The 21,005-nt window shown below is 67.3% G+C and carries 20 protein-coding genes and 1 pseudogene; 11 read left to right on the forward strand and 10 right to left on the reverse strand.

What is annotated here, in order from left to right:
• Positions 1-30: 30 nt before the first annotated feature.
• The 3 genes from ACFWUP_RS06330 to ACFWUP_RS06340 are packed head-to-tail and all read right to left on the reverse strand — an operon-like array spanning position 31 to position 3,157.
• Positions 31-1,797, reverse strand: a complete 1,767-nt coding sequence (locus ACFWUP_RS06330) for a long-chain-acyl-CoA synthetase (RefSeq protein ID WP_379231357.1) — start codon at positions 1,795-1,797, stop codon at positions 31-33.
• 11 nt (positions 1,798-1,808) lie between these two features.
• On the reverse strand, positions 1,809-2,360 hold the full coding sequence (locus ACFWUP_RS06335; RefSeq protein WP_379231359.1) for a TIGR00730 family Rossman fold protein: 552 nt from the start codon (positions 2,358-2,360) through the stop codon (positions 1,809-1,811).
• A complete protein-coding gene (locus tag ACFWUP_RS06340) occupies positions 2,357-3,157 on the reverse strand; it encodes a TIGR00730 family Rossman fold protein (RefSeq protein WP_379231361.1) in 801 nt (266 codons plus the stop codon). The genes ACFWUP_RS06335 and ACFWUP_RS06340 overlap by 4 nt, the downstream gene beginning before the upstream one ends.
• A 90-nt stretch (positions 3,158-3,247) precedes the next feature.
• Between ACFWUP_RS06340 and ACFWUP_RS06345 the strand changes: the two genes are divergently transcribed.
• Positions 3,248-4,033: a hypothetical protein gene (locus ACFWUP_RS06345; protein WP_379231363.1), complete on the forward strand. Its 786-nt coding sequence runs from the start codon at positions 3,248-3,250 to the stop codon at positions 4,031-4,033.
• Between the two features lie 4 nt (positions 4,034-4,037).
• On the opposite strand, the gene dapE is transcribed toward ACFWUP_RS06345, so the two are convergent.
• Positions 4,038-5,132 carry a succinyl-diaminopimelate desuccinylase gene (dapE, locus tag ACFWUP_RS06350; RefSeq protein WP_379231365.1) on the reverse strand — a complete coding sequence of 365 codons (1,095 nt, stop codon included), beginning with the start codon at positions 5,130-5,132 and terminating at the stop codon, positions 4,038-4,040.
• 183 nt (positions 5,133-5,315) lie between these two features.
• Here dapE and dapD point away from each other — a divergent pair, with 183 nt between their 5' ends.
• From dapD to ACFWUP_RS06380, 6 genes are all read left to right on the forward strand, one after another.
• Positions 5,316-6,266: a 2,3,4,5-tetrahydropyridine-2,6-dicarboxylate N-succinyltransferase gene (gene dapD, locus ACFWUP_RS06355; RefSeq protein WP_379231367.1), complete on the forward strand. Its 951-nt coding sequence runs from the start codon at positions 5,316-5,318 to the stop codon at positions 6,264-6,266.
• A gap of 109 nt (positions 6,267-6,375) precedes the next feature.
• A complete protein-coding gene (locus ACFWUP_RS06360) occupies positions 6,376-6,948 on the forward strand; it encodes a hypothetical protein (protein WP_379231369.1) in 573 nt (190 codons plus the stop codon).
• A 429-nt stretch (positions 6,949-7,377) separates the two neighbouring features.
• Positions 7,378-7,992: a hypothetical protein gene (locus ACFWUP_RS06365; protein ID WP_379231371.1), complete on the forward strand. Its 615-nt coding sequence runs from the start codon at positions 7,378-7,380 to the stop codon at positions 7,990-7,992.
• Positions 7,989-8,636: a hypothetical protein gene (locus tag ACFWUP_RS06370; RefSeq protein ID WP_379231373.1), complete on the forward strand. Its 648-nt coding sequence runs from the start codon at positions 7,989-7,991 to the stop codon at positions 8,634-8,636. The genes ACFWUP_RS06365 and ACFWUP_RS06370 overlap by 4 nt, the downstream gene beginning before the upstream one ends.
• A 133-nt stretch (positions 8,637-8,769) precedes the next feature.
• A complete protein-coding gene (locus ACFWUP_RS06375) occupies positions 8,770-9,849 on the forward strand; it encodes an NAD(P)/FAD-dependent oxidoreductase (RefSeq protein ID WP_379231375.1) in 1,080 nt (359 codons plus the stop codon).
• Positions 9,846-10,712, forward strand: a complete 867-nt coding sequence (locus ACFWUP_RS06380; protein WP_379231377.1) for an RNA polymerase sigma-70 factor — start codon at positions 9,846-9,848, stop codon at positions 10,710-10,712. Before ACFWUP_RS06375 ends, ACFWUP_RS06380 begins: the two co-directional genes overlap by 4 nt.
• Here the strand turns inward: ACFWUP_RS06380 and ACFWUP_RS06385 are convergent.
• Both ACFWUP_RS06385 and ACFWUP_RS06390 read right to left on the reverse strand, forming a co-directional pair.
• The gene (locus ACFWUP_RS06385) at positions 10,693-11,070 is read right to left on the reverse strand and encodes a PPOX class F420-dependent oxidoreductase (RefSeq protein WP_379231379.1); all 378 of its coding nucleotides are present in this window, start codon (positions 11,068-11,070) and stop codon (positions 10,693-10,695) included. The two genes, ACFWUP_RS06380 and ACFWUP_RS06385, sit on opposite strands and share 20 nt — an antisense overlap.
• Positions 11,071-11,123: 53 nt before the next feature.
• The gene (locus ACFWUP_RS06390; RefSeq protein WP_379231380.1) at positions 11,124-12,551 is read right to left on the reverse strand and encodes an acyl-CoA synthetase; all 1,428 of its coding nucleotides are present in this window, start codon (positions 12,549-12,551) and stop codon (positions 11,124-11,126) included.
• A gap of 120 nt (positions 12,552-12,671) precedes the next feature.
• On the opposite strand from ACFWUP_RS06390, the gene ACFWUP_RS06395 reads away from it, so the two are divergent.
• The gene (locus tag ACFWUP_RS06395) at positions 12,672-13,523 is read left to right on the forward strand and encodes an oxygenase MpaB family protein (RefSeq protein WP_379231382.1); all 852 of its coding nucleotides are present in this window, start codon (positions 12,672-12,674) and stop codon (positions 13,521-13,523) included.
• A 139-nt stretch (positions 13,524-13,662) separates the two neighbouring features.
• Here ACFWUP_RS06395 and ACFWUP_RS06400 read toward each other — a convergent pair.
• Positions 13,663-15,579, reverse strand: a pseudogene (locus ACFWUP_RS06400) (protein kinase).
• Here ACFWUP_RS06400 and ACFWUP_RS06405 point away from each other — a divergent pair.
• Positions 15,531-15,962 carry a hypothetical protein gene (locus tag ACFWUP_RS06405; RefSeq protein ID WP_379231755.1) on the forward strand — a complete coding sequence of 144 codons (432 nt, stop codon included), beginning with the start codon at positions 15,531-15,533 and terminating at the stop codon, positions 15,960-15,962. The pseudogene ACFWUP_RS06400 and the gene ACFWUP_RS06405 sit on opposite strands and share 49 nt — an antisense overlap.
• Before the next feature lie 15 nt (positions 15,963-15,977).
• Here the strand turns inward: ACFWUP_RS06405 and dapC are convergent, their stop codons facing one another.
• On the reverse strand, positions 15,978-17,063 hold the full coding sequence (gene dapC / locus ACFWUP_RS06410) for a succinyldiaminopimelate transaminase (RefSeq protein WP_379231384.1): 1,086 nt from the start codon (positions 17,061-17,063) through the stop codon (positions 15,978-15,980).
• Positions 17,064-17,089: 26 nt separating this feature from the next.
• Positions 17,090-17,413, reverse strand: coding sequence for a ferredoxin (gene fdxA / locus ACFWUP_RS06415; RefSeq protein WP_056813450.1), 324 nt, complete (start codon positions 17,411-17,413; stop codon positions 17,090-17,092).
• Between the two features lie 264 nt (positions 17,414-17,677).
• On the opposite strand from fdxA, the gene ACFWUP_RS06420 reads away from it, so the two are divergent.
• Together ACFWUP_RS06420 and ACFWUP_RS06425 are read left to right on the forward strand one after the other, a co-directional pair.
• Positions 17,678-17,947, forward strand: a complete 270-nt coding sequence (locus ACFWUP_RS06420; protein ID WP_379231386.1) for a hypothetical protein — start codon at positions 17,678-17,680, stop codon at positions 17,945-17,947.
• Complete coding sequence (locus ACFWUP_RS06425; protein ID WP_379231388.1) at positions 17,944-18,258, forward strand: ribbon-helix-helix domain-containing protein; 315 nt, start codon at positions 17,944-17,946, stop codon at positions 18,256-18,258. Before ACFWUP_RS06420 ends, ACFWUP_RS06425 begins: the two co-directional genes overlap by 4 nt.
• A gap of 25 nt (positions 18,259-18,283) precedes the next feature.
• On the opposite strand, the gene ACFWUP_RS06430 is transcribed toward ACFWUP_RS06425, so the two are convergent.
• The gene (locus tag ACFWUP_RS06430) at positions 18,284-20,884 is read right to left on the reverse strand and encodes a bifunctional FO biosynthesis protein CofGH (protein ID WP_379231390.1); all 2,601 of its coding nucleotides are present in this window, start codon (positions 20,882-20,884) and stop codon (positions 18,284-18,286) included.
• Positions 20,885-21,005: the final 121 nt, after the last annotated feature.

Consider the following 21,005-nt stretch of genomic DNA (forward strand, 5'->3'; position numbering starts at 1 on the left):
ATGTTCATACGAAATCAGACATTACGGGTGCTACCTCGGGGCTCTACCAGTGGCAACGTCAGCCGCGTATTCGGAGTAAGCGGGGACGTAGCCCTCGGTCGGGCCGGACAGCACGTACAGCTCACCGTCCGCATCCGGCGCGTATCCCTGCTTGCGCAATTCCACCTTGCGGCTCTTGAACGTCGAGGTCTGCTCCAATTCGGCGACCACGCGCACGTACAGCGGCACCGCGTACAGCGGCAGTCGCTGGTAGGCGGTCGCCGCCAGTGCCTTTCCGTCGAAAGTGGCGCCGTCGGCCAGGGTGATCGCCGCCATGCCCGCTTTGCCGTCGGTGCCGGGAATGTCGACACCGTAGACAACGGCCTGGTCGACGCTCGCATCGTGCCCGAGCGCACCCTCCACCTCCGTGGTCGCCACGTTCTCACCCTTCCAGCGGAAAGTGTCGCCGAGCCGGTCGACGAACGCGATGTGCCAGAAGTGCTGATCGCGGACGAGGTCGCCGGTGTCGAACCAGCAGTCGCCCTTCTTGAAGCCGTCGCGCACGAGCTTCGACTCCGAGGCCTTCTTGTCGGTGTAGCCGTCGAACGGCTGACGGTTGTTCACCTTCGCCAACAGCAGCCCCACTCCGCCGGACCGCACCTTGCGCAGTTTGCCGTCGCGACCGCGCCGCGCCTGGCCGGTCTCGTCGTCGTACTCGACGACCGCGTACGGCAGCGGGCACAGCCCGGCGGTCCGGTCGACGCCGAACGCGTTGACGAACGCCAGCGGCGCCTCACTCGACCCGTAGAACTCGACGACCCGGCCGATCCCGAACCGGCGCCGGAACTCGTCCCACAGTTCGGGCCGCAGCCCGTTGCCGACGGCCAGCCGGACCCGGTTGCCCTTCTCCCCGGACCGCACTGGCTGGTTGATCAGGTACCGGCACAGCTCACCGATGTAGATGAACGCGGTGGCCCGCTCGCGCGCGATCTCGTCCCAGAATCCCGAGGCGGAGAACTTGCGACTGAGCACGTAGGTCGATTCGCCCGCGAGCACCGCCGACAGCGCGACCGTGAGCGCGTTGTTGTGATAGAGCGGCAGGCAGCAGTAGAGGGCGTCGTCGGCGCGCAACCGCACGCCCATTCCGCCGAGCCCGGCCATGCTCTTGGTCCAGCGCTGGTGGGTCATCACGCTGGCCTTCGGCATGCCGGTGGTGCCGGAGGTGAAGATCAGGAACGCGCGCTCCCCCGCCCGAACCCGCTCACACGTGGCGGGATCGGAATCGGCTGCGGTGCGGGCTGATTCGGCCAGGCCCTCGGCGGTGAGCACATTCTCCGCGGGCTCCGGCAGTGATTCCAGCGCCTCCGTGCACTCCTCGCCGACGACATTGAGCACGCTGCCCAGCAGCCCGATGCTGTGTGCCAGCACCTGATCTCGCTGGTTGTAGTTGAGCAGGCCGACCGTAGCGCCGAGCTTGAGCACCGCCAGCACTGTGAACAGCGTTTCCGGGCGGTTGGTCATCAGCACACCGACCACGTCACCGCCCTTCACCCCACGCGCGGAAAGCACTGCGGCGTACCGGTTCACCTCGCTGTTGGCGGCGCGGTAGGTGTAGGAACGGCCCTCGAAACGCAGGAACACCCGGTCGGGTCTGCGGTGCGCGACCCGCTGGAAATACAGTCCGATGGAGGCTTTGTCCTTGGGCCCCACCAGCATTCCGCGCGCGTTGCGCAGCATGCCGGGGGCGTCGAGCGCCATGCCGGGCAGGGCTTTGGCCAGGTCGAACACGCTTACCGTGTCGCGTGCGTCATTGCTCACGTCGATCTCTCCTACTGTGCGGGCGCGGCCGGTTCCAATGCTGCGAACGCGGCGGGCAGGTCGGTGGCCACGATCAAGCGCTCGCGTGCCTGCCGCGGAACAATTGTGCGCTCGGCCAATTCATCGATCCAGTGGAACAGGCCGTCGTAGAATCCGTCGGCGTTCAGCAGCACAACAGGTTTGGCGTGTTCGCCGAGGTAACCACCGGTCCAGGTCTCGAACAGTTCCTCGAGGGTGCCGATGCCGCCGGGCAGGGTGAGGAAGGCGTCGGCGCGCTCCTCCATCAGCTGTTTGCGCTGGCGCATGGTGTCGGTGACGAGCAGTTCGTCGGCGTCGACATCGGCGACTTCCTTGTGCACCAGGTGTTTCGGGATCACCCCGATGGTGTGCGCGCCACCGGCCCTTGCCGCGGTGGCGACCGCGCCCATCATCGACACGTGCCCACCACCGGACACCAATTGCCAACCGCGCCGGGCGATTTCGGTGCCGACGCGCGCGGCGAGGCTGATCAGATCTGGATCGGTGGTGCTGGCCGAGCAGTAGACACAGACGGAGTAGCTCACCATTGATCCTCGGTGCCGAGACGCTCGATATTGGCGTGGTCGCCGGTGGCGCCCTGGATGATCCGCACGACCTCGTCGACACTGTCGGTGAGCTGGATCAGGTCGATGTCCTCTGGCGAGATCTTGCCCGATCCCGCCAGTGAACTGCGCATCCAGTCGACAAGGCCCGACCAGTATTCGGTGCCGAACAGGATGATCGGGAACCGGGTGATCTTGCGGGTCTGCACCAGGGTGAGCGCCTCGAACAGTTCGTCGAGGGTGCCGAAACCGCCGGGCAGGCAGACGAAGGCTTGCGAGTACTTCACGAACATCGTCTTGCGGACGAAGAAGTACCGGAAGTTGATCCCCAGGTCGACCCACTCGTTGAGCCCCTGCTCGAACGGCAGCTCGATCCCGAGCCCGATCGAGTAACCGCCCGCGTCCGAACACCCCCGGTTGGCCGCTTCCATCGCGCCCGGTCCACCGCCGGTGATCACCGCGAAACCGGCCTCGCTGAGCGCGGCGCCGATCGCCCGGCCCGCCGCGTACTCGGGATGATCGGGGCCCGTGCGCGCCGAACCGAACACCGTCACCGCGGGCGGAATCTCCGCGAGCGCGCCGAACCCCTCGACGAACTCGGCCTGGATCCGCAGCACCCGCCACGGATCGGTGTGCACCCACTCGCTGTCCTGCCGCGTGTCGAGCAGGTTCCGGTCGGCGGTCCGCACGCCGGGCTTGCGCTCGCGCCGGAACATCACCGGCCCACGGAACTTCGGTTTGACCTTCCCAACCTGTTCATCAGCGGAATCGGTAGACATGCTCCCAACCTACTGTGTTGGATTCCAGGAGCGGGCGCGCACTTGGTGGATCGGTCGGCGGCGCACTCGATCGAACCTAAGGATTTGACGATGTTCAGTGCAGTTCCCGGTCGTGTTCTCGGGGCGCTCGTCGGGGTGGCCGGTGCGCTGATCGCCGCGTTCGTTCTCGCGCCGCGCCTGTTGGCGAACCGGGCAGGCGCCGATTTCGGAGGCGAGGACGATCTTCGGCACGCGTTCGGCGCGGCCTTCGTCGACTATTGGCACTCCGGAACCCGGGAATTCTCCGCTGAACTGGGGAATATCGTCGACTACTGGTTCCGCTATCACCTCGCGAAAGCAGTGCTCGCCGCGCTCCTGCTGGCCGTGCTCGGCACGCTCGCGGTGCTGCTCTGGCGGAGGTTCATGGCGGCGGACGGGCTCGGCACCCGGGTGGCACTCGCGGTGTCCGGCGGTGTGGCCACCGTGCTCGCGCTGTGCTCGCTGGTGCTCGTGCTCGCCAACGTGCAGGGCACGGTGGCCCCGTTCGCCTCGCTGCTGCCGATGGTGACCGGCGAGGTCCGCGCCGAGGTGAGCCTGCGGTTGGCCGACGGCACCCGGACACCGCCACTGGAGGTGATGCTCGACGACTTCGCCCGGTACCACCTCGCGATGGCCGTACTCGCCGCCGTCACAGCCGCTTCCCCGCTCGGGGCATGCGCACTGCTGTGGCGCACCCGCCGCCGGTCCGCTGACGGCCGCTCCCGCCGAGTGTTCGCCGCGTTCGTCGCCCTCTCGGCAGTGTCGGCGCTCGCGCTGATCGTGGTCGCCGTCGCGAACACCACCAACGCGTCCGACCCGGTCCCCGGCCTGGCCGCCCTGTTCACCGGCGGCTGGTAGCCGCCTACGGCTTCGACAGGTAGGTGCGCAGCATCGCGGTGACGGCGGTGATCTGGCTCAGCGGGACGTGTTCGTCGCGCTTGTGGGCGAGGTTGGGGTCGCCGGGGCCGAAGTTGACGGCGGGGATGCCGCGGGCTGCGAAGCGGGACACGTCGGTCCAGCCGTATTTGGCGCGCACCCCGCCGCCGCCGTGGGCATTGACCGAGTCGATGAGAGTGCGGGCCGCGGGAGCGGTCAGCCCGGGCAGGGCGCCGGGTGAGAAGTCGGTGACTTCGAACGCGACATCGAGTCCGTCGAAGACCTCGCGAACGTGCGCGATGGCCTGCTCGACGCTGCGGTCGGGGGCGAAACGGAAGTTCACATCCACCTCGGCCACATCGGGCACCACATTGCCCGCGACCCCGCCTGACACCCGCACGGCCGACAGTCCCTCGCGATACACACAACCGTCGATATCGACCTGCCGCGCCTCATAGACCGACAGCCGCGCCAACACTTCCGCCAGGTCGTGAATCGCGTTCTCCCCCAGCCATGCTCGGGCCGAATGCGCCCGCACACCGGAGGTGGTCAAGCGCACCCGCAAGGTGCCCTGGCAGCCCGCCTCGATCCAACCCGCCGAGGGCTCACCGAGAATCGCCAGATCGCCTTCGAGCCATTCCGGCAATTCGCGCTCGATATGTCCGAGACCGTTGAACTCGGCGGCGATCTCCTCGCCGTCGTAGAAGATCAGCGTCAGATCGTGGGCCGGATCGGCGATCGTCGCGGCCAGGTGCAGGAACACCGCGTCGCCGGACTTCATATCGACTGTGCCGCAACCGAACAGCAGCGCTTCACCGTCGACTTCGTCCGGTCGGCTCGGCACATTGTCGGCGATCGGCACGGTATCCAGATGCCCCGCGAGAATCACCCGTGTGGGCAGGCCGCGCTGAGTCCGCGCCAGCACCACGTTCCCGTGACGCAGCACTTCGAAGCCGGTGGTCTGCTCCCGTAATGCCTGCTCGACCAGATCCGCGATCTTGGCCTCGTCGCGCGAAACGCTCGGCACGTCGACGAGGGCGGCGGTCAACTGGATGGGGTCGGCACGCAAATCGAGGGTCACATCTCGAGAGTAGTACGGACCGGGGTGGACGTGGACGAGTCCGAGGTGGCGGAGTCGGACCGGCGTAATCACGCAATTCGGCCGCCACCGATCAGAAAACTGACTCAGAACGGTCGAAGTGCGTGATTACGCCAGTCCGCACCCGCGCAGCACCCGCCGACGCTCGCGCGGCAAGATGGAGGGGTGAGTATTCAGGGAGCAACTGCAGTCGGCATCGCCAATGTGACCTCGGACGGAACCGTCCTCGACACCTGGTACCCCAGTCCCGAGCTGGGCGAGTTCACCGAAACCGGCTCCAAGCGCCTCGACGCCGCCGAGGCGGGCGAGTTCGCCGAGCTGCTCGGGGTCGACTCCGCGCGTGGGGTCGAGGTGATCGCGGTGCGCACCACGATCGCGGACCTGTCGGCCGCCCCGGCCGACGCGCACGACGTCTACCTGCGCCTGCACCTGCTCTCGCACCGTCTCGTGCAGCCGCACGGCCTCAGCCTGGACGGCCAGTTCGGCCTGCTCAGCAATGTCGTGTGGACCAACCACGGCCCGTGCGCGGTCGACGGTTTCGAGCAGACCCGGCTGAAGCTGCGCGCCCGCGGCCCGGTGACGGTGCTCAGCGTCGACAAGTTCCCCCGCCTGGTCGACTACGTGGTCCCCGCCGGTGTGCGCATCGGCGACGCCGACCGCGTCCGCCTCGGCGCGCACCTGGCCGCGGGCACCACCGTCATGCACGAGGGCTTCGTCAACTTCAACGCGGGCACCCTCGGCAACTCGATGGTCGAAGGCCGCATCTCGGCGGGCGTCGTGGTCGGCGACGGCTCCGATGTCGGCGGCGGCGCCTCGATCATGGGCACGCTGTCCGGCGGCGGCACCCAGGTGATCTCCGTCGGCGAGCGTTCGCTGCTCGGCGCCAACTCCGGGCTCGGCATCTCGCTCGGCAACGACTGCGTGATCGAGGCAGGCCTCTATGTCACCGCGGGCACCAAGGTCACCGGCCCCGACGGTTCGATCGTCAAGGCGTCGACCCTGTCCGGCCAGGACAGCCTGCTGTTCCGCCGCAATTCCACCACCGGCGCCGTGGAAGTAGTGGCGCGCAAGGGAACCGGCGTCGAACTCAATGCCGCCCTGCACGCCAACGATTGAAACATTGCGGTTTCTTGACGATAGGTCTTGAAGTGCCGTCGGCGTTTATGTTTTCGTTACCGTACTTGTGCCCCGATCGGGGCAGCGAATGCGGAGGGATTCACCAAGAATGAAGTTCGGAAAGATCAGTACCGCGGTGTTCATGGCGGTCGCGGCGGTCGGGATCACATCGGCCACCGCCCACGGTGCGCCCGCAGTCGCCATCGAGCCCACCACGGGTCCGGGCGTGACGATTTCCCCGGCGGACAAGGCCATCACCTGGGCCGTCGACGCGGGCAAGTTCGAGATCACCGCCGACGGTGCCACCGTGCTGCTCAAGGGCACCGACGGCGCCACGGTGGACCAGGTGTCGCTGCGCCAGGAGGTCGCGGGCCTGCCGATCGCGATCGCCCCCGAGATCAGCCAGGACGGTCGCACCGTCAAGCTGGCCGCGTCGATGACGCCGCAGGATTCCGCGAAGCTCAGCGATGTCGCGGAGCTGAAGGACATCAGCGCCTACGACCGCTTCATGTACCAGACCCAGAAGAACATGCCCGGCATCGTGATCGGTGGCCTCATCGGCCTGTTCTTCCCGATCCTGTGGTTCATCACCATCCCCGCAGGCATGTTCATCGGCGGCTACGTGATGGGCGGCGAGGCATTCCGCGAAGCCGTGATCGCCTACCTCACCGGCCAGCCCTGACCTGAGGTCGCCTACGGAGGCCCCGCACTCTTCGGAGCGTGGGGCCTTTTCGCTATGGCGCATGGGCAATTATCGAACACCAGAAACTATTCAGCAATCATTGCGAACTCATGACGGCCGAGGTTAGAGCTGCCGCGCTATCACGGACTGCTCATGCCTACCGGGCCTCACCCGAAGGTGATCTACATCACAACATTCTATTACATCTTGTAATCATTCCGTGATTATCGATCTACTGTGGACGTCGTTTAATTCGACCCGGGGGCGTTCGGCCGACAGTGATCGACCGAAAGTTTGCCGGTGTGAATATTTATTCGAAGGGTGGGGTCGCATCGCATGGCGGGTCGACACAGAAAAGTAAGACGCAGCGCACTACGCGCATCAGTCGTAGGTCTACCACTGGCTGTAGCGGTCAGCTACGCGGGAAGTGTGCATGCGGCTCCGGCCGAATTCATCGCGCCGCAACAACCAGGCGTGATCGTGCCGCCGACGCAACCGGGTGTGACCACGCCCGCTCAGCCTGCGGCAACCGCACCGCCGCCGATGGAATATGTATCGCCTGAAGCGGATAAGCTCGGTGTCGCACCCGAGACGGATTATCTCCCCACTCGCCAGATCCCTGAGCGGGAGTACGTTGCGCCGCTGCAGCTCGAAGAATTGCATGCACCCGAACCCGAGCGGCCGGTCGCCCCGATCGTTGTGGACCCACGGGTGCTGCGGGCGGGGGATCTCATTACGCCGGCACCGGAGTTCCTCGACCAGGGAATGGTCGATCAGTTCAATGCGGCGGGCGCAGGCCCGGAAGCGCAGATTTCACAGTTCGCCAGGTCAGTCGGCGTTGCGCCGAGTAGAGCGGACAAAATCGCCGCAGGTGCAGTGGGCGGAGCCGTTCGGGGTGCCACGATCGGCTGTGTTGTCCCCGCCGCTTTCGCGACGGCAACCATCATCGGAGCGCCACTGGCGCCACTCAATTGTGTCGCTTGGGGTGCGGTCGGGCTTGCCGCTGGCGGGCTTATCGGCGCTGGCACCGGAGGTCTGCAGTGACTGACTCAGGACGACAGAGGCCCGCCCGTTTTTCACGCAGATTCCTGGGTGTTGCCGTCCCGACCATCGCCGCTTTCGGCATAGCAACCGGCACAGCAATCGCCGCGCCAACCACGCAGATGCCACCGAGTTCGAAGGCGACCGCGCTGTCGCCCGTCCAGGGCACAGCGTCCGGCATCGGATACAGCGCACAGCCGACTGCCGACGGTTCCGGCCTCACCACCACTCTCGATGCGGGAGTATTTTCCTTGTCATCAGCCGGTGACCTCGTCGAAGTCCGCCGTCCCGGTGGAGAAATCGTCGGCTCTGTGTTACTTGAATTGCGCACCGGAGACCGCACGGTGGCATTACAACCTGAAATCTCCAACGGTGGCACTGCGATGACGCTTCGCCCGGTGGGTCTACCGGTCGCGGCGGGTGCTGTCAGTGTCACGGAAGAGCGCTGGAATGCCGAGGTACAGCGTGCGACTATGGGCGCCCTGATCGGCGCGGGAATTGGACTCATCCCCGGTCTGATGCTCGGGATTCTGATCATCCCGGTATTCCTGTTCCCTGCGATCGGCGCTGGAATCGGATTCCTAGCGGTGGGGGGTCAACCCCTGATCGAGGCGGGTATCGCTCACTTCACCGCCCCACCTGCGTAAGCCGCGCCGCGTACAGAGGCCTCGTACTTCTGCGGAGTACGGGGCCTTTCGCTGTGGTGTAGGTCACCGTCACAAAGCGTCGACGGGGCGCATCCCATGGTCGAACGGATCGGTCGATCGCAGGGAGGCACAGATGGACATCGTGGTTATCGGGGCAGGGTATGCGGGGACTGTCGCGGCGAATCGGTTGAATCGGAAGGTTCCCGATGCGCGGATCACCGTGGTGAATCCGCGGGGAGACTTCATCGAGCGGGTGCGTTTGCACGAGCAGCTCGCCGGGAGTGGGAAGGCGGCGCGGCCGCTCGGCGAGATGCTCAGGGACGGGATCTCGATCGAGACGGCGAGTGTGGACAAGATCGGCGACGGGGCTGTCACGCTCGATGACGGCCGGGGGCTGGAGTTCGATTACGCGATTCTCGCGGCGGGCAGCATCGCGGATCCGCTGCCCGGGGCGATCGCGGTCAGCACGTGGGAAGGGGCCGAGCAGGCTCGCACCGAGCTCGAGGCGCTGCCCGCGGGCGGGATCGTCACGGTGATCGGTGGGGGCTCGACCGGGATCGAGATCGCGGCGGAGCTCGCCGAAGCCCATCCGGACCTGCGCGTACGACTGGTGAGCGATGCCATCGCGCCCACGCTCTCGGCTGGTGCGCAGCGGCATATTCGCCACACGCTCGCCCGGTTGAACGTGGAGATCGCGGCCGACACGATCGTCGAAATCGACGGTAGGACACTGCGATCGGAATCTGGTCGCGAACTCGATTCCGATCTCACCCTGTGGGCGATCATCTCCGCGGTCCCCGACCTGGCCGCACGCAGCGGACTCGCGGTGGACCCCCGCGGCCGGGCTCTGGTCGACGAGAACCTCCGCAGCGTCTCCGATCCCCGCGTCTTCGCCGTCGGCGACTGCGCCGCAGTGCCCGGTATGCGCATGGCCTGCGCCACAGCCGCACCCCAGGGCGCGCACGCGGCCGATACTCTTGCCAGGATGATCAAAGGACGTGCGCCGCGCCCGTTTTCGATGGGTTACGGCGGGCAGGGGTTGAGCCTGGGCAGGCACGACGGGCTGATGCAGGCGAGCGACCGCGCGGACAACGCCGGCTGGCTCTTCTTCGGCGGCCGCGTCTCCGCCGTCATCAAGGAAGGCATCAACCGCTACGCCGCCTACGCCTCCCGCACCGGCAACAGCGTCTGGATCGGCGGCCCGAAACAGTGACCCACGAGGACGTCTTCACCGAGAACCGACGCCTGCTGTTCTCGATCGCCTACGAGATCCTCGGCTCGGTGGTCGACACCGAAGACGTCCTGCACGACAGCTACCTGCTGTGGCGCGGGGTCGACCTCGCGCTGGTCGACAATCCGCGCGCCTACCTCGCCCAGATCGTCACCCGGCAGGCGCTCGGGGTGCTGCGCTCGGCCGCGCGCCGACGCGAGGAGTACATCGGACCGTGGTTGCCCGAGCCCTTGGCCACCGAGGCCGAGGGCGGGGTCGAGCACGTGCTGACCGGCGAGGCGGTGACCACCGCGATGCTGCTGGTGTTCGAGAAGCTGACGCCGCTGCAGCGTGCGGTGTTCGTGCTGCGCGAGGTGTTCGCGTTCGACTACGCGGAGATCGCGGCGGCGGTGGACAAGTCGGAAGCGGCTGTGCGCCAACTCAATCAGCGCGCCCGCGACCGGGTGCACGCTCAACGGCACACCGCGATCGCCACCCCCGAGCAGGCACAGTCGGTGGTCGAGCGGTTCTCCATCGCCGCCGCCACCGGCAATGTCCAGGCGCTGATGGACGTGCTCGCCCCCGAAGTGGTGTTTCTGGGCGACGGCGGTGGTGTGGTCAACGCGGTACGACGGCCGGTGCTCGGCCAGGACAAGGTCGCCCGGCTGGTCATCGGACTGCTCGCCAAGGGCCAGCGGATGGGCGAGATGGGCGTGCACTTCGGCATCTACAACGCGATGCCCTCGATCCTGGCGACCGTCGACGGCGTGCTCGATCAGGTGACGTCGATCGAGGTCACCGGAGGTGTCATCACCGCGCTGTACTCCGTGCGCAACCCGGAAAAGCTCAGGCGGGTTCAGGTGTGAGCCCGAAGGCGATGACGCGTTCGGGGTGGATGCGGATGAGCGCGTCCGGCGCGTCGCTCATGTAGGACTCGACACCGGTCAGCGCTTCGGCGGTGCCGCGGATCTCGAGGCAGCGCACCCGCCACGGTCGCACCGAGGCGATGTCGTCCACGACGAAGGCGACGTGGGCGTTGCCTGCGAGATTGCGGAACTTCTTGGAGGCAGCCATGTTCCAGCCCGCGATGTCGATGGTGCCGAGGTCGGCGTTGTAGCGGAAGCCGACCGGGTTGTTCTGCGGGGTGCCGTCGGGTCGGACCGTCGCCAACCGCCCGAACTGCTGGGTCGAGAGGTAGGCGAGGTGTTCCGGCGTCAGTGTCATGCACCGACGGTAAAACCTCGAGTGCTGTCGAGGTCAAGGGTCGATCGGCGTGCTCAGCCCAGCAGCTTCTTCTGCACCTTGCCCATCGCGTTGCGCGGCAGCGAATCGACGAAGCGAACCTCGCGCGGACGCTTGTGGGCCGAAAGCTGTTCGCCCACATAGGCGGTCAGCTCGTCTCCGAGCGCGTCGGAGCTCCCGTCGCGGGCGACGACGAAGGCCACGATCCGCTGGCCGAGGTCGTCGTCCGGCAGACCGACCACGGCGACTTCGGCGACCGCCGGGTGCCCGAGCAGCGCCGTTTCGATCTCGCCCGCGCCGATGCGGTAGCCGCCGGATTTGATGAGGTCGATCGACTCGCGTCCGACGATGCGGTGGAAGCCGTCGGGGTCGATCACGGCTACGTCACCGGTGCGGAACCAGCCGTCCTCGGTCCAGTCCTCGGCGGTGGCGTCGGGCCGGTTCAGGTACCCGTCGAACAGCATCGGACCGCTCACCTGCAGGCCACCGATGCTCACACCGTCGTGCGGAACCGGCTCGCCTGCTTCGTCGCGCAGCCGCGTTTCCACCCCGCGCACCGGCGTGCCCACCCAGCCCGGCCTGCGCTCACCGTCAGCCCGGGTGGACAGCGTGATCATGGTTTCGCTCATCCCGTACCGCTCCACCGGCGCCTGCCCGGTGAGCTCGGCCAGCTTCTCGAACACCGGCACCGGCAGCGGCGCGCTCCCCGAGACCAGCAGCCGCGCCTTGCCCAGTTCCTTTGCCAGTTCCGGCTTTTCGACCACGCGCGACCACACCGTCGGCACCCCGAAGTACAAGCTGCCAGCCGCAGCCGCGTAAGCCTCAGGGGTCGGCTTGCCGGTGTGGATCACCGGACTTCCGAACCGCAACGGCCCGAGCAGACCGAGGATCAGCCCGTGCACATGGAACAGCGGAAGTCCGTGCACCAGTGTGTCTTTCCACGTCCACGCCCATGCGTCGGCGAGTGCGTCGAGCCCGGCGGCGATCGCGCCGCGACTGAGCATCACACCCTTCGGAGGGCCGGTGGTGCCGGAGGTGTAGAGGATGAAAGCGGTTGCCGCGGGGTCGGGTTCGGCATAGGTGTGCCACGACCGCGCGTGCAGCCGCACCGGCACCACCGGCAGATCCGTGCCGTCCGGCGCCGCACCCAACCAGGCTTGCGCACCCGAATCCCGCAGAATGTGTTCGCGCTCGGCAACTCCCGCGTCCGGCGGTACCGGAACCACGGTCACCCCGGCGATCAGGCAGCCGACCACGGCGATCACGGTGCGCAGCGTCGGCTCGGCCAGCACGGCGACGCGGTCGGCGCGGGCGATCCGTTCCGCCACCGAGGTCGCCGAACCCAGCAGATCACTGCGCGACATGGTGGCATCATCGATGGTGACGGCGTCGGGAATGTCATCCCCGGCGGCGACGGCGGCCGGATTCAGTGAAGCGAGCAGCAGCGGCGGACCATAGGGCATCCGTCAACGCTAACGCGAGAAGGATCGTTGCCCGTCGCCGCCTCCGTTGACACCCCGGCGACATGATGAGACATTCAACGTATAACTCTCTCACGCTCTTCGACGAAAACGGGGTCAACGATGACCATCCTGTCGCGCTCACGTTCACAGCAATCCGAACCGGCACCCTTCGACATCCGCGACTACATCGACGGCGCAGCCGCCTTCTACGGCGCGACCGCCAACGTGATCATGCAGCTCAGCCTGGCCCCCGTCGGCTACGGCGTCGCGGAATCCTCGGTGCACAGCGGCAGCATCATGTTGCACCCGGTCAAGCGCACCCGGACCACGCTCACCTACCTGTCGGTGGCACTGATGGGCACCGACGCCGACCGCGAGGCCTATCGCACCGCCATCAACGGCGCGCACCGCCACGTCCATTCCACCGCCGACAGCCCCGTGAAATACAACGCCTTCGACAAGAACCTGCAGCTGTGGGTGGCGGCCTGCCTGTACTGGGGCTCGATCGACGTGATGGAGCGCATCTACGGCCCCGTCGACGACACGATCGCCGACGACTTCTACGACTACGCCCACCACCTCGGCACCACACTCCAGGTCCCGCGCGAGATGTGGCCCGCCGACCGCGCCGCCTTCGCCGCCTACTGGGCCGAACACCTGCCACAAACCAGCGTCGACCTGACCATCAAGGCCTACTTCGACCGGCTGCTCGACCTGAAAATGGTCACCCCACCCCTGCGCCTACTCCTCGCCCGCTTCCACCGCTGGTTCACCACCGGCCTTCTCCCCCAACACATCCGCGACGAACTCGGCCTCACCTGGACCCCTACCGACGAACGCCGCCTCAACCGCCTACTCCGCACCACCGGCGCCATCTGGGGCCACCTGCCCCGCCCGATCCGCAACTTCCCCTTCAACGCCTGCCTCGCCGACATGCGCCGCCGCAACCGCAGGGGGAAGCCTCTCCTCTGACGAATCAAGATCACCACGCTCCCACCGTGTTCGCTTCTCGGGCGATGCTTTGCTGGGAGCGTGGTGATCAATCGCCCAGGTGTTCTGGGCGGGTTCGCCTGGGGCGTACTCGCTGGCGGAGCCAGTGGCAGGTCGCGGGTCAGAAGGGGGCTTGGTGCCACCAGTTGTCTCGGGCTTCGTCGAAGGTGTGCCCGGGCCATGACACCTCGACCACCGTGTTCTCGCTGAGCACGTTGCCGCGTTCTCGTACCGCGAGGGTGAACGGTGCGCCGGGGTCGCGGGGACGGTGGGCGGTGACGGTGGTGCCGGGTAGCTCGCGCGTGACCGCCTCGATGGTGTGGCGCGCGAGGTAGGCCTCGACGTCGGCGGTGGCCGGGTATTCGGTGTACCAGGCGGTGAGGCCGTCGGCGTCGGTGCAGGTGATCTGGCGCAGTGGGGCCGGGTCGCCGGGGAGTACGACCAGCGACGGTGTCGCGAAACAGTTCGCATCCCGCCAGCCGCGCCCGGTCGGCCCGGACGGGATCAGGTCGGTGAAACCCGACGCCACCGATGCGTGCGCGCCCCAGTTCGGCGTCGGGGCAACCCGATTGGGGCGCACGAACTTCCAGTAGATCGCGCCGACGCCGATGACACCGACTCCGGCGACCATCGCGAGCACGATCAGGCTCACCGCCAGTGCCCGCCACCGCGAGGACACCGCACGCTGCGGGCGCTGATCTGAGCCGCGCGATTCGGACCGAACCTGCGGCACGGCGCGAGTCGTCGGCTGGTTGAATCCGGCGCGCGAAACCGAAGCCCCGACAACGGGTTCGGCGGCCACGGCGCGCTGCACACTCGGCTGCTGCGCCGAATCCGGTGGACCGATCAGGGTCCGACCGGGGGCGCTCACCTCCGTGCGCGCCGACCAACGTTCCTGAACGCCCGGCTGGAGCGTCCCGGGTGCGCTCGTCGCAACGGCGTCGGCACCCTCGTGAGCGGCAGGCTGGGGCGTCCCCGCCGTTGCACCTGTGCCGGCGCCGATTGTCGCCGCCGTCGCCGCGTGCGCGAATTCCGCACAGCAGCTGAATCTTTCGGCCGGATCCTTCGCCATTGCCCGCGCGATCACCCCGTCGATTCCGGGTGGCAGGTCACCGATCACGGCCGAGGCGCGCGGCACGGGTTTGGTCAGGTGGGCGGCGACGACCGCGCCGGGATTGTCTGCGGGGAAAGGGCTTTCGCCGGTGAGCAGCGTGAACAAGGTGCACGCCAGTGAGTACTGATCCGAGCGGTGATCGACCGGGGTGCCCGAGAGTTGTTCGGGGGACGCGTAGGCGAGGGTGGCGAGGAAGGCGCCGGTGCGGGTGAGTTAGCGGGCGTCGCCGCGGAGTCGGGCGATGCCGAAATCGGTGAGCAGGACGCGGTCGCCGGTGCGGGTGGGGGCCAACAAGATGTTGGCGGGCTTCACATCTCGGTGCAGGACGCCGCGCTCATGGGCGTAGTCGAGGGCATCGGCGGTTTGGGCGATGATGGCGACCGCGCGGGCGGGGGCTATCGGCTCGTGGCGGAACACCGAGGCGTCGGTGCCGTCGACGTACTGCATGGAGATCCACATCAGGCCGTTCTCGACGCCGCGATCGAGCACCGACACGATGCCGGGATGGTCCAGGTGCGCCGACACATCGGCCTCGCGCTCGAACCTGCCGCGCACCTCGTGATCGGAAGACAGTTCGCGATTCAGCAGTTTCAGCGCGACCCGGCGCGGCAGCCGCGGATGCGCCGCCAGATAGACGGTGCCCATGCCGCCCCGGCCGAGCAGCCGGTCGATCCGATACCCCGCGAACACCGTGCCTGCCTCGAACTCCACCCCGTGCATTCGTTGCAAGCCTTTCGATCCGCTGCGCGCCGGACCCAGTCGGTCCAGCACTGGGGAGAGCCAGGCGCCCCCATGCGCTCCTACGATATCGGCTGCACGAACCTCGAGCGCGAACGAGCCGCCCGTCGCGGACTGACGATGACGATGACGCGCAGGTGCCCAGTCGCACCCAGCTGACCTTGCGAACCGAGGTCGGCACCGCATGGGGCACCGCCGAATACGGGCTCGGCGACACCCACGCGGGCGCGCACTGGGGCTATACGACCACCAGCGTCGCCGACCTCGTCGAATTCATCGCCGCCGAACAGCACACCGACCCCACCTCGCCGATCCTGGACTGGATGGCCGGAGCGGGAGCCGTCGCGGACGACGGTACCGAACAGAACTGGGGCACAGCGCGATTGCCCGGTGTGCAGGGCACCAAGTGGGGTTGGTCGGATCGCGGTACTCCCGCCGCGGTCGCCTCGGTGTCGTTCGGACCCGGATTCGTCGTCGCCGCGATCACCTACGGGACGCCGGAGCCCCAGACGGCCGACGTCACCGAGGCCATCACCCCACTCATGTTGCCTCGCAGCAGAATTCACTGACCGGCGGGCGGGCGGTCAGATCAGACGTTCGACAGCCTGGGCGATGCGCTCATCCGTCGCTGTGAGCGCGATACGCACGTGCTCGGGTGAACGCGGCCCGTAGAAATCGCCGGGGGCGGCGAGGATTCCGCGGTCGGCGAGCCAGTCGAGGGTGACGCGGCACGGTTCGCCGCGCGTAGCCCACAGGTAGAGACCGGCTTCGGAGAAGTCGATGCGAAAGCCTGCTTGTTGCAGGGCTTTTCGCAGGATCTCGCGACGGGCGCGGTAACGCTCGCGCTGCTCGGCCTCGTGCACGTCGTCGCTGAGGGCGGCGGTCATGGCGGCCTGGATCGGGAACGGCATGATCATGCCCGAGTGCTTGCGCACCTCGAGCAGTTCGGCCACCAACTCGGGATCGCCTGCCACGAATCCGGCGCGGTAGCTGGCCAGGTTCGAGGTCTTCGACAGGGAGTGGATGGCGAGCAGGTTGGTGTGGTCGCCGTCGCACACGCGCGGGTCGAGGATCGAGACGGCCTCGCCCTCCCAGGTCAGACCCAGGTAGCACTCGTCGGAGGCGACGATCGCGCCGCGCTCGCGGGCGAACGCCACCACCTTGCGCAGGTGCTCGATGGGCAGCACCTTGCCGGTGGGGTTCGAGGGCGAGTTCACGAAGATCAGCGCCGGGTTCTGCGGGCCGATCTGAGTGAGACCGTCTGCGCGCCAAGGCTTCGCACCCGCGAGCAGCGCGCCGACCTCGTAGGTCGGGTAGGCGATCTCGGGGATCACCACCAGATCGTCGGGGCCAAGCCCCAGCAGCCTGGGCAGCCCGGCGATGAGTTCCTTGGTGCCGATCACCGGCAGCACCGCCGCCGGATCGACGCCGGTGACGCCGAATCTGCGCGCCAGCGCCGCGACGGCGGCGGAGCGCAGCTCAGGGGTGCCGTGCGTGGTCGGGTATCCGGGCACGGACGCGACCGAACCCAGTGCCGCCCGGATCACCGGATCGACGGGGTCCACCGGCGTACCGACGGACAGATCGACCAGACCACCCGGATGAGCGGCCGCCTTCTGCTTCACCGCGGCGATCGTGTCCCACGGGAAATCAGGCAGCAGGCTGCTCACACGGCCACGCGTGGGCACCCCCGCGCTCACTCTTCGGCCATCGGGGGCAGCGCCTTGATGAAGGCGGGGTCGAAATCGACCACACCGACCTTGGTCGCGCCACCGGGGGATCCCAGCTCGTTGAAGAAGTCGACGTTGGCGTTGATGTAACCGCTCCACTGGTCCGGAGTGTCGTCCTCGTAGAAGATCGCCTCTACGGGGCAGACCGGCTCACACGCACCACAGTCCACGCACTCGTCGGGTTGGATGTAGAGCATGCGACCGCCCTCGTAGATGCAATCCACGGGGCATTCCTCGATGCACGCCTTGTCCTTCACGTCAACGCACGGTTCAGCGATGATGTACGGCACTGCCGTTCTCCTAGTCTGTCCTCACCTGCGGGGTTACTCCGCCCCCGAAACACTATCCCGACCGCCCACATTACTCCCAGGTCAGCCTGCCCTAACTATGTTGTGACGCAGTCACGCCCACGGGTCGATCACGGACACCCCCGCCACCACGAACGGTACGCCGTCCCGCGTCGCTACCTGGATAGACGAGCCGGACCGCCCAGATCGGACCAGCTCAACCACGAACTACTCGAAGTGTAATACGTCGTGTACTACACTTGCGGAGTGCTCGAGATCCTCTGGACCGATGACAGCGAGGCCCACATTGCCGCCCACGGCGTCACCCCGAGCGAAGTCGAGCAAGCGACAACGCGGCCGCGCTACCTTCAGCCCGGTCGGGAGGCGAGCACCCTGTTGTTCGGCCGCACGACCGCAGGTCGCTACCTGTTCGTGGGTGCTCGCCGAATCAATGGACGGGCGTTGGTATGTCGTGACGGCCTACGACATGACGCCGAATCAGCGAAAAGTTTTCAACAAGAATGCGAAGTGACATGAACCAGGACAAGCTGAACGAACTCCGGGAGTACTACGACAACAACGAGACTCCGATGGACCCGGTCACCGGGAGCTGGGAGTCCGAAGACACCCGTCCTGCCAGTGAACGGATGTCTGGGTTCAGTGTGCGATTGCCAGCCGAGGTTCTCGAGCGGGTGCGGACGCTCGCGGCCGCTCGCGGTCTGTCCACCGGCGAATGGATTCGCCAGGCAGTCGAGGCCGCTGTGGTGGCAGCCGACACCGACACCCCTCGCGTAGTCGACGTGAACGCCCTTCTGGCCTTCCTTGCCGAGAAGGGCCACGCCGCCTGATCTGGTCGTCGCCGTGCGGCCGTCCTCAGCTGATCGCGAGCGGGATCGACACGGGTTCGGTCGACACCTGCCCATAGGTCGTGGTGCGTTCGCGGACCGGGCGACCGATGCCCGCGGCGATCTCGGTGAGTTCGGCGACGGTTTTGGCGGAGCCGTGTTGGGAGCCGGCCATGCGGGAGATGGTTTCCTCCATCAGGGTGCCGCCGAGGTCGTTGGCGCCGCCGGTGAGCATGGCCTGAGTGCCGAGGGTGCCCAGTTTCACCCAGCTGGTCTGGATGTTGTGGATGCGTCCGTGGAGCATGATGCGGGCCAGGGCGTGGACGGCGCGGTTGTCGCGGTTGGTCGGGCCGGGGCGAGCGGCGCCTGCGAGGTAGAGCGGCGCGCTCTGATGGACGAACGGGAGCGGAACGAACTCGGTGAACCCGCCGGTCTCGTCCTGGATGCCGCGCAGGACCCGCAGGTGGCCGACCCAGTGCTTCGGGTTGTCCACATGGCCGTACATCATCGTCGAGCTCGACGGGATGCCCAGTTTGTGGGCGGTCGTGATGACCTCGATCCAGGCCGAAGTGGGGAGTTTGCCCTTGGTGAGCACCCAGCGGACCTCGTCGTCGAGGATTTCGGCGGCCGTTCCGGGGATCGAGCCCAATCCGGCTTCCTTGAGCGCCGACAGCCAGTCGTGGATGCTCTGGCCGCCGCGCGAGGCGCCGTTGACGATCTCCATCGGGCTGAACGCGTGGACGTGCATCTCCGGGACGCGCGCTTTGATGGCGCGGACCAGGTCGGCGTAGCCGGTGACGGGCAGTTCGGGGTCGATGCCGCCCTGCATGCAGATCTCGGTGGCGCCGTCGACGTGGGCTTCCCACGCGCGGTCGGCGACCTCGTCGGTGCTCAGGGTGAACGCGTCCGCATCGCCCTTGCGCTGGGCGAACGCGCAGAAGCGGCAGCCGGTGTAGCAGATGTTGGTGAAGTTGATATTGCGGTTGACGACGTAGGTGACCTCGTCACCGGAGACCTCGCGCCGGAGCGAATCAGCCAGTGCGGCAACGGCTTCCATGTTGGCGCCGTCGGCGGTCGCCAACGCGAGGTACTGGTCGTCGGTGAGACCGGCCGGGTCCTTCTCGGCGGCTCGCAGGGCGTCGAGCACCTCGGAATCCAGACGCTCCGGCGCGACGACGGCCAGGTCACGAGCGTGTTCGCGAATCGTCTCCCAGTCACCGAACGCGCCGACAACCTCTTGACCGAGCCCGGAATCGCTGCGGCTGTCGGTGTTTCGGCCCTCGGTGTCGATGGCGGTGTTCAGGTCGACGCGGCCGACGGAGTCCCACGACTCATCCGGTTCCTGCCACGGCAGACCGACCGGCATGACATCGGGCCTGGCCAGCCCGGTCGCGGGGTCGGTGAGCGCGTCGACGTGCGCGCCGATGCGCGGATCGATCCAAGGATGGCCCGCGCGAACATATTTCGGGTGCGCGGAGGTGCGTTCGACGAGGGTGAACCCGGCCGCTTCGGTGATCTCACGCAGGGTGTCCAGGTTCGGCCACGGGCGTTCGGGATTGACGTGATCGACCGTCACCGGCGACACCCCACCCCAGTCGTCGATCCCCGCGTCGATCAGAGCTCGGCAATCGCTGTGCGACACCAGATTCGGCGGCGCTTGCACCGGAACATCCGGTCCGAGAAGCAGTCTCGTCACCGCGACGGTCGCCAGGAACTCCTCGACGCCCGCGTCGGGCACATCGCGCATGGCGGTGTCGTTCTTGGCCCGGAAGTTCTGCACGATCACTTCCTGGATGTGCCCGAACTCCCTGTGCTGCTTGCGAATAGCCATGATCGACTCGGCACGCTCGGTGAGATTCTCCCCGATGCCGACCAGGATGCCGGTGGTGTAGGGCACCGAGAGCCTGCCCGCGTCGGTGATCGAACGCAGCCGGACCGCGGGGTCCTTGTCGGGGCTGCCGTAATGGCATTCACCCTTGTCGGTGAACAGCCGGGTGGCGGTGGTCTCGAGCATCATGCCCATGGACTGGGCGACGGGCTTGAGGCGCGAGATCTCGTTCCAGCTCATCACGCCGGGGTTCAGATGCGGGAGCAGACCGGTTTCCTCGAGCACGAGGATGGACACGGCGCGCAGGTAGTCGAGGGTGGAGTCGTAGCCGCGTTCGTCGAGCCACTGCGCGGCCTCGGGCCAGCGGTCCTCCGGCCGGTCACCGAGGGTGAACAGCGCTTCCTTGCACCCGAGCGCGGCACCCTGGCGGGCGATCTCGAGGACCTCGTCGGGTTCGAGGAACATGCCCTTGCCCTCGGCGCGCAGCTTGCCCGGCACCGTGACGAACGTGCAGTAGTGACACTTGTCCCGGCACAGCTTGGTGAGCGGGATGAACACATTGCGCGAATAGGTGATCGTGGCGGGTCTGCCCGCCGATTCCAGACCGGCGTCGCGAACCCGCGCCGCACTGGCGCACAGGTCGGCGAGGTCGTCGCCGGTGGCGTGCAGCAGGACGGTGGCCTCGTCGACGTTCAACGTGACGCCGTCGCGGGCCCGGCGCAGGGCCCGGCGCATCGCGGCGGGATTCGGCGGCGGCATCGGAACGCTCGGCTTCGGAAGGTCGCTCACCCCGTCGATCATGCGCTACTTCTCTCCCGGACGTATGGTCGGCTGCTCACGCGCTCCCGGCGGGCGCGGCGTGGTCGTCCTTGTCCGACGACAACCTCGGGCGTGACCGCGGGTATTCCCGAGCGGGTGACCT

It is taken from the genome of Nocardia sp. NPDC058658 (genome assembly GCF_042716665.1).
Classification (GTDB): Bacteria; Actinomycetota; Actinomycetes; order Mycobacteriales; family Mycobacteriaceae; genus Nocardia.